This window comes from Acinetobacter sp. (assembly GCF_049284435.1).
Lineage (GTDB): Bacteria > Pseudomonadota > Gammaproteobacteria > Pseudomonadales > Moraxellaceae > Acinetobacter.
Genome location: NZ_JBAPXX010000062.1, coordinates 1 through 7,427, shown reverse-complemented (window position 1 = coordinate 7,427; position 7,427 = coordinate 1). Strand labels below are relative to the sequence as shown.

General features: G+C 41.7%; 7 protein-coding genes. All 7 read right to left on the bottom strand.

What is annotated here, in order from left to right:
* Window positions 1-149: 149 nt before the first annotated feature.
* The 7 genes from hisC to WAK81_RS05275 all read right to left on the bottom strand — a co-directional run bounded on the left by hisC (window position 150) and on the right by WAK81_RS05275 (window position 7,187).
* Window positions 150-1,238 (bottom strand): histidinol-phosphate transaminase, encoded by a 1,089-nt coding sequence (gene hisC, locus WAK81_RS05305; RefSeq protein ID WP_422195984.1) that lies wholly within the window; start codon window positions 1,236-1,238, stop codon window positions 150-152.
* Window positions 1,239-1,383: 145 nt separating this feature from the next.
* Window positions 1,384-2,682, bottom strand: a complete 1,299-nt coding sequence (hisD, locus tag WAK81_RS05300) for a histidinol dehydrogenase (RefSeq protein ID WP_422195983.1) — start codon at window positions 2,680-2,682, stop codon at window positions 1,384-1,386.
* Between the two features lie 186 nt (window positions 2,683-2,868).
* Window positions 2,869-3,570: an ATP phosphoribosyltransferase gene (hisG, locus tag WAK81_RS05295; protein WP_004646025.1), complete on the bottom strand. Its 702-nt coding sequence runs from the start codon at window positions 3,568-3,570 to the stop codon at window positions 2,869-2,871.
* Entirely contained in the window at window positions 3,570-4,826 is a 1,257-nt protein-coding gene (gene murA, locus WAK81_RS05290; protein ID WP_005262612.1) for a UDP-N-acetylglucosamine 1-carboxyvinyltransferase, read from the bottom strand. Before murA ends, hisG begins: the two co-directional genes overlap by 1 nt.
* A gap of 7 nt (window positions 4,827-4,833) precedes the next feature.
* Window positions 4,834-5,085 (bottom strand): BolA family iron metabolism protein IbaG, encoded by a 252-nt coding sequence (ibaG, locus tag WAK81_RS05285; RefSeq protein WP_422195982.1) that lies wholly within the window; start codon window positions 5,083-5,085, stop codon window positions 4,834-4,836.
* 133 nt (window positions 5,086-5,218) lie between these two features.
* Window positions 5,219-5,551 carry a ribosome hibernation-promoting factor, HPF/YfiA family gene (hpf, locus tag WAK81_RS05280; protein ID WP_004730744.1) on the bottom strand — a complete coding sequence of 111 codons (333 nt, stop codon included), beginning with the start codon at window positions 5,549-5,551 and terminating at the stop codon, window positions 5,219-5,221.
* Between the two features lie 184 nt (window positions 5,552-5,735).
* Complete coding sequence (locus tag WAK81_RS05275) at window positions 5,736-7,187, bottom strand: RNA polymerase factor sigma-54 (protein ID WP_422195981.1); 1,452 nt, start codon at window positions 7,185-7,187, stop codon at window positions 5,736-5,738.
* Window positions 7,188-7,427 lie beyond the last annotated feature (240 nt).

Here is a 7,427-nt window from a genome sequence, read left to right as displayed (position 1 = left end):
CAATATTGGCAGGACTTTCGATTTTACTGAACACTCTTCAACTGCTCTCGGAATATTCAATAGATGAACTGAATGAAATCGCAACAATTGCATTAAGTACCTAAAGATGTGTAGATACCTATGCTTTATGAAAGAGGGGTTTGGGGAGATTAAGCTAAAATCTCATTTTTTAGCGTGTCGACTAAACGCTGATTTTGCTCATCTGTACCAATAGTAATCCGTAGAAACTGGTTAATACGTGGCTTGTTAAAATAACGCACGATAATGCCACGTTCACGCAGCTCACTTGCAAGCTCGCCTGCATCCTTAGATGGCAATGAGGCAAAGATAAAATTGGCACTCGATGGTAAAACTTTAAAACCAAGCTCATTTAATTGGGACACCAACTTTTCACGGCTGGCAATAACTTTCTGATTCTGTGCTTCAAAGTAGGCCTGATCTTCAAATGAAGCTACTGCAGCAGCAATCGCAAAACGATCCATCGGATAAGAGTTAAAGCTGTTTTTGACTGCTTCAAGTGCTGCAATTAAATGTGGCTGGGCAATCGCGAAACCTACTCGCAGACCTGCAAGAGAACGTGACTTCGATGTGGTTTGACATACCACTAAATTTTCATATTTCTCAACCAGCTTGACTGCTGATTCAGCACCGAAGTCGACATAGGCTTCATCAATCACCACCACTGAATCCGGATTAGCTTGCAGAATTTCCTCAATGGCCGCCAAGCCCAGATCAATACTGGTCGGCGCATTAGGATTAGTAATAATAATGCCGCCATTGGCTTGCTTATAGTCATCCACTACAATTTCAAAATTGTCATTGAGTGGCAAGATTTTGGTTTTAACCCCAAAAAACTGACTATAAACCGGATAGAAACTATAGGTAATATCTGGATAAAGTACAGGCTGTTCTTGAACAAAAAATGCTTTAAAGATATGTGCCAAGACTTCATCTGAGCCATTGCCGACAAAGACGGTTTCAACAGGTACATTTTGTTGTTTAGCGATCGCCTGTTTTAACTCTGATGCATCCGGGTCTGGATAGAGACGCAAAACATCCGCTGAATTTGCCAATACCTGTTGTACTGCCGCAACGACTTTAGGCGATGGCGGATACGGATTTTCATTGGTATTAAGTTTTAAAATATTCTGGATTTTTGGTTGTTCGCCTGGGGTATACGGTTCTAATTCACGTACTTCAGGACTCCAAAAACGCATTTGTTCTGTTGTGATCTTCATTTTCAAATTCTCTAAGTTCCCTCTCCTGAGCGAAAGTTAAAGCACTGCTTTTAACTTTCAGCGCAAGTATTGCAATAACATATTTCGCTTCGCTTTAAAGCATGCTTAAAGTTCATTCAGGGAGAGGGTGTAATTCTATTTATGGTTAGTAACGATAGCGTGCAGAACGTGCATGTGCATCAAGGTTTTCTTGTTGCGCTAAAATATCAGCAGTTTTTGCTAAAGTTTTTACACCTTCTTGTGAGCACATAATCAGACTTGAACGCTTCTGGAAATCATAGACACCAAGTGGTGATGAAAAACGCGCAGTACCTGAAGTTGGCAAGACGTGGTTTGGACCGGCACAGTAATCACCAATGGCTTCAGGCGTATAACGTCCCATAAAGATCGCACCTGCATGACGAATGCTGTCAGACATTGCTTCTGCATCATCTAAACACAACATCAAATGCTCAGGCGCCACCTGATTAATCAAATCCGATGCTTCTTGGCGGTCTTTCACTAAGACTAAAGCACCACGATTAGCAATCGAGGTACGGGCAATTTCTGCCTTTGGCAATGTTGCCAGATGCATTTCTATTGCCTGTTCAACGGCATTCAGCAACTGTTCATCGGGTGTGATGAAAATGGCTTGTGCCACAGTGTCATGCTCAGCTTGCGAAAGTAAATCCATCGCCAACCATTCAGCATTATTTTGACCTTCGGCATAGACCAGAATTTCAGAAGGTCCTGCAATCATGTCGATACCGACCTGACCAAACACTGCACGTTTTGCCGCAGCAACAAAACGGTTACCTGGGCCGGTAATTTTATCGACCGGTGGGACAGTTTCTGTACCATAAGCCAATGCCGCAACCGCTTGCGCACCCCCAATTGTAAAGACACGCGTTACGCCTGCCAGATATGCAGCCGCCAGTACCAATGGGTTTAAATCACCATTCGGCGCAGGCACCACCATAATAATTTCCGGCACACCTGCGACATGTGCAGGCACCGCATTCATCAATACTGAAGATGGATAAGACGCCAGACCACCCGGTACATAAATCCCGACACGATCCAGTGGTGTGACTTTCTGACCGAGCGTATTTCCTAAAGCATCGATATAGGTCCAACCATCTTGCTTTTGTGCCTGGTGAAACTCGCGCACGCGTGCTGCAGCAAATTCTAAAGCTTCACGCACTTCAGTCGTTAGCTCCTCGAAGGCAGCTTGCAGTTGCTCTTGACTTAACTCTAGATCTGAAAATTGATGCGCTGGATGTCGATCGAACTGTTGAGTGAGTTTAAGAACTTGAGCATCACCATGCTGACGAACATCAGCAATAATTTGATCTACAGTTTTTAAAAGTTCAGGATCATTAACAGTTTCAAAAGCCAACAAGTCAGCAAAAGCTTGCTTGAAGTTTTGATCTTGGGTCGATAAACGTCGCATCAATTTACCCATCAGGTTTGAATTCGAAGGCTTTAGTTTACCTGTTTTCCAGACTTTTGTCGGCAGCTATAGTGCTCTAGCCCTATGAGTTTTATTGGAAATAACTTTTGGTAAAATTGATGAAAGAATTTACATCGTATTTATGTTCAATCGAATAAAAAAACCGTCCTAAAAGGACGGTTTTTTTACGCAACAAATTTAGGCCTGTTTGGCCTTTTCACGTTCTTCCACGGCTTTTTCAAGCTGTGCCAGAATCGGATTTAACAACGCTTGCTTACGTTTGAAGCTGGCTTTATTGACGATTAAACGCGAAGACACTTTGCAAATTTCTTCAAGTGGCTCTAAACCATTGGCGCGTAAGGTATTACCAGTATCGACCACATCGACAATGTAATCGCCCAGACCGACCAGTGGCGCAAGTTCCATGGAGCCATACAGCTTGATCACATCCACTTGCTCACCCAAGCTGGCATAGTATTGACGGGTCAAATTCACGTACTTGGTCGCAATTTTTAAACGACCTTTAGGACGTTGCATTCCTACCTTACCGGCGGTCATCAATTTACATACCGCAATTTTCAGGTCCAATGGTTCATACACGTTTTGCGCGCCATGTTCCATCAATACATCTTTACCGGCCACACCAATATCGGCTGCACCATTTTCAACATAAGTCGGTACATCTGAAGCACGTAAAATTAAGATACGAACCTGTTTATGCGTGGTCGGGAAAATCAATTTACGAGATTTATCGGGATCTTCTAAAAGATTAATCCCTGCTGTTTCTAGCAAAGGTAAAGTCTCTTTTAAGATACGCCCCTTACTTAATGCCAAAGTTAAACCATGATCAAAATTGCCCATTACGTCAAAGTTTGGATCATCGTTTCTCATATCGCTCATTAATTTACTCGCTTAATTTGGGCACCTAAACTTTGTAACTTTGCCTCTACATCTTCATAACCGCGGTCAATATGATAAATGCGGTCAATCAGCGTTTCACCTTCAGCGGCAAGTGCTGCTAGCACCAAAGAGAACGAAGCACGTAAATCTGTTGCCATTACAGGTGCAGCAGAAAGTTTTTCTACACCCGTTACCACAGCATCATTACCTTCTACCTGAATATTGGCGCCCATACGTGCCAACTCAGGAACATGCATAAAACGGTTTTCAAAAATCGTTTCAGAAATTGTCGCAAAACCTTGAGCAATGGCATTCACAGCCATAATCTGGGCTTGCATATCGGTTGGAAATTCCGGATGTGGCAAGGTCTGGAAACTGACAGCTTTCGGACGTTTACCCAGCATATCCAGTTCAATCCAGTCATCGCCACGGGTCACTTCTGCACCCATTTCTTCAAACTTGTCCAGCACCGCTTCCATCAGAGATGGATCAGTATGCGTGGTTTTGATACGACCGCCAGTGATCGCTGCCGCTGCCAGATATGAACCGGTTTCAATCCGGTCAGCAACTACAGCATATTCACAGCCATGCAGACTTTCGACACCGGTCACGATTAAAGTATCGGTATCCAGACCTTCAATCTTGGCACCCATCTTGATCAGCATTTGCGCAAGATCAGTGATTTCAGGTTCACGTGCTGCATTGCGAATCGTGGTCACACCATCGGCCAACACGGCAGCCATCAGAATATTTTCTGTTCCACCTACAGTCACCATATCAAAAACGACTTCGCCACCTTTCAGGCGACCATCGACTTTGGCATGTACATAGCCGGCTTCCACTTCAATCTCGGCACCTAAAGCTTCTAAAGCTTTCAAATGCTGATCGACAGGACGGGAACCAATCGCACAACCGCCTGGCAAAGACACTTTTGCACTACCATAGCGCGCCAACAAAGGCCCTAGCACTAAAATAGAAGCACGCATAGTTTTTACGAGCTCATACGGTGCGAACTGGTTATCTAATGTCGATGTATCAGCAACAACTGTATCGCCTTCATAAGTCATGGTGATCCCAAGACCAGCAATCAGCTTCACCAGCGTATTGACATCTTTTAGATTAGGAACATTTCTGAGCGTAATCGGGGTATCAGCAAGAATCATTGCTGCCAATAATGGAAGTGCTGCATTCTTTGCACCAGAAATGCGCACTTCACCTTCGAGCTTGATACCGCCCTGAATTAAAAATTTATCCATTAAATGATTAAGCTCCAAATAAGCTTGCTTTACGCCATTCTTCTTTTGTCATCGCGCGAATCGTTACTGCGTGAACTACACCACTGGCAATATGGGCATTGAGAGGAGCATAAACAGCTTGTTGGCGTGCAACTGGACGCTTACCTTCAAATTGATCATCCACAATACGGAGATCAAATTTTCCGCCCTGACCACTCACAGCAACATCCGCCTCTGGAAAAGCGGCTTCTAAAATTTCAGCGAGCTGTTCATTATTCATCACAAGACCTCTTATAGGACTAAGGGTGTAAAACGAGCCATTTTACTATAAATAGCAAAAATAATTCATGTATCCATACATTATATATATAAAAAAAAGAGGCTTTTAAAACCTCTTTTTCATCATTTATCCTTTATAGGGCTAAAGGATGCTGCTGTAAATGCATTTCCCGGTATCGATCAATCTGCCGTTTGAGTTTTTCGGTTAATATTTTAATTGAGGTATACATATCATCTGCGGTGGCGTGAGCAAAAAATTCAATGCCCGGTAATCGGATAATAGCCTCTGCGATATGATTACTACTGCCCTTTCTAGAGCGTTTATCAATTTGATGATCTTTCGAGAGTTTCACTTGCATACTATTCACCTGATCTAGGTGCTTCGTCATCTGTGAAAACTTGGTTTTTATACTTTCTTCAATAGCTGGCGTAATCGATAAATGATGTCCACGAATTGTTATTTGCATAGTTCTATCCCTCACCTTCGTTAGGATTAGAAGAGTCTCAATATAAAATAATTTAAATACAGTAACTTATAAATAAAATATCTGTATTTTAAGTCCTGAATCAAATCAATTTTACTGATCCTCAAAAGAAAAAAGATTCATTATGTTGTCATAATGAATCTCTAGAATAGCCAGATTTCAAATTTTAGATCAAGACTTTTCGTTCAGAAGATGAAGGAATATGTAACGATTCACGATATTTCGCCACCGTACGTCGTGCCACATCAATGCCTTCATCTTTTAACATATTGGCAATTGCATTATCAGACAAAGGTTTACGGGCATTTTCTTCGGAAATCAGTTTTTTGATTTTGGCACGGATAGCAGTAGAAGATGCTTCACCACCTGAAGTAGTCCCGACATGACTCGAGAAGAAATATTTCAACTCGAACAATCCACGTGGGGTCAGCATATATTTATTGGTGGTTACGCGAGAAACTGTAGATTCATGCAATTCGACTTCTTCGGCAATATCTCTTAAAACCAGAGGTTTCATGCCTTCCGCCCCAATTTCCAAGAACATTTTTTGATGTTCCACAATACAAGTCGCGACTTTCAATAAGGTTTTATGTCTTTCATCGATACTTTTGATAAAGTTCTTCGCCTCAAGCATCTGATTACGCAGATACTGATTATCATCGCTTTGATCTGCACGACGAATCATTTTGGCATAAAAAGAATTGACGCGTAACTTTGGCAGTATATCCGAGTTTAAATTGACTTGCCAGCAGTTATTCTTTTTCATTACCACGACATCTGGCACCTGATAATCTGATTCCTTATTTTCAAATTCCAGACCTGGATGCGGTTTCAATGTTTTTAGCAAATCTACGGCACAGCGCAACTGCTCTGGATTTAAGCCAGTCTGTTTGATCAGCTTAGGAAGCTCATTGGTGATCAACAATTCATAATGTTGCAGAAGTTTGATCGCATCATTTCGGCAAGGCGTTGACGCAGGTAAATTATCAAGTTGAACCAATAGGCATTCTGCCAAGCTTCTAGAACCTACACCCACCGGATCCAAACGCTGGATATGCTTTAATACAACGGCAACTTCATCATCTTCAATTTCTTCTTCAGAGCCCATAGAAGAGAGTAAATGTTGTACTGATGCAGTAATTTCACTCAACTCTGCATCTAAAAAACCTTTGTCGTCCAGAGAGTCGACGATGCAATAAGCAATTAATTTATCAACCTGTGAAAAATTCAACAGATTAATTTGTTCCAGCATATATTCTTGCAGACTCTGATGCCCTTGACGATTATCTTCACGTTCTTCGAACTCGGCCGCCCCCAGACTTGTAGGTTGATGGGTATAAACATCATCCCAATCGGTATCTACAGGTAAGTCATCAGGCAGATGATCGGCGTTAAGTTCATTGGTTAGATCGTTATTTTCATTATTTAATTCAATGGTAGATAAGCTTTCAAGGGTAATTTGCTCTTCAACTTTTTCTAATAGAGGATTACTATCAAGTTGCAACTGAACTTCTTGTTCCAATTCCAGACTTGAAAGTTGTAATAGCCGAATTGCTTGCTGTAATTGTGGAGTTAATGACAGCGAGTTCGCAATTTTTATGCCCACTGATAATCTCATTGTTACCCCCTTAATAGAAAATCCCGTTTTATAAGCAATTTTTATGCCGTTTTATTTTTTATAACACAGATTTACCAAAAAACATACAAATTGGATTTTAAATTTATAGTCTTTCGCGACTAATAATTTTTAAATACTTAATTTTTCGCATAAAAAAATCCCCCTCTGCCTATGCGGAGGGGGTATTTCGAATAATGAGCTGGCGATGACTTACTCTCACATGGGTAATCCCACACTACC

Excerpts from the sequence above, each read along its gene's own strand:
- hisC (WP_422195984.1), bottom strand. The coding sequence starts at position 1,238 with ATGAAGATCACAACAGAACAAATGCGTTTTTGGAGTCCTGAAGTACGT.
- hisD (WP_422195983.1), bottom strand. The coding sequence starts at position 2,682 with ATGGGTAAATTGATGCGACGTTTATCGACCCAAGATCAAAACTTCAAG.
- hisG (WP_004646025.1), bottom strand. The coding sequence starts at position 3,570 with ATGAGCGATATGAGAAACGATGATCCAAACTTTGACGTAATGGGCAAT.
- murA (WP_005262612.1), bottom strand. The coding sequence starts at position 4,826 with ATGGATAAATTTTTAATTCAGGGCGGTATCAAGCTCGAAGGTGAAGTG.
- ibaG (WP_422195982.1), bottom strand. The coding sequence starts at position 5,085 with ATGAATAATGAACAGCTCGCTGAAATTTTAGAAGCCGCTTTTCCAGAG.
- hpf (WP_004730744.1), bottom strand. The coding sequence starts at position 5,551 with ATGCAAATAACAATTCGTGGACATCATTTATCGATTACGCCAGCTATT.
- WAK81_RS05275 (WP_422195981.1), bottom strand. The coding sequence starts at position 7,187 with ATGAGATTATCAGTGGGCATAAAAATTGCGAACTCGCTGTCATTAACT.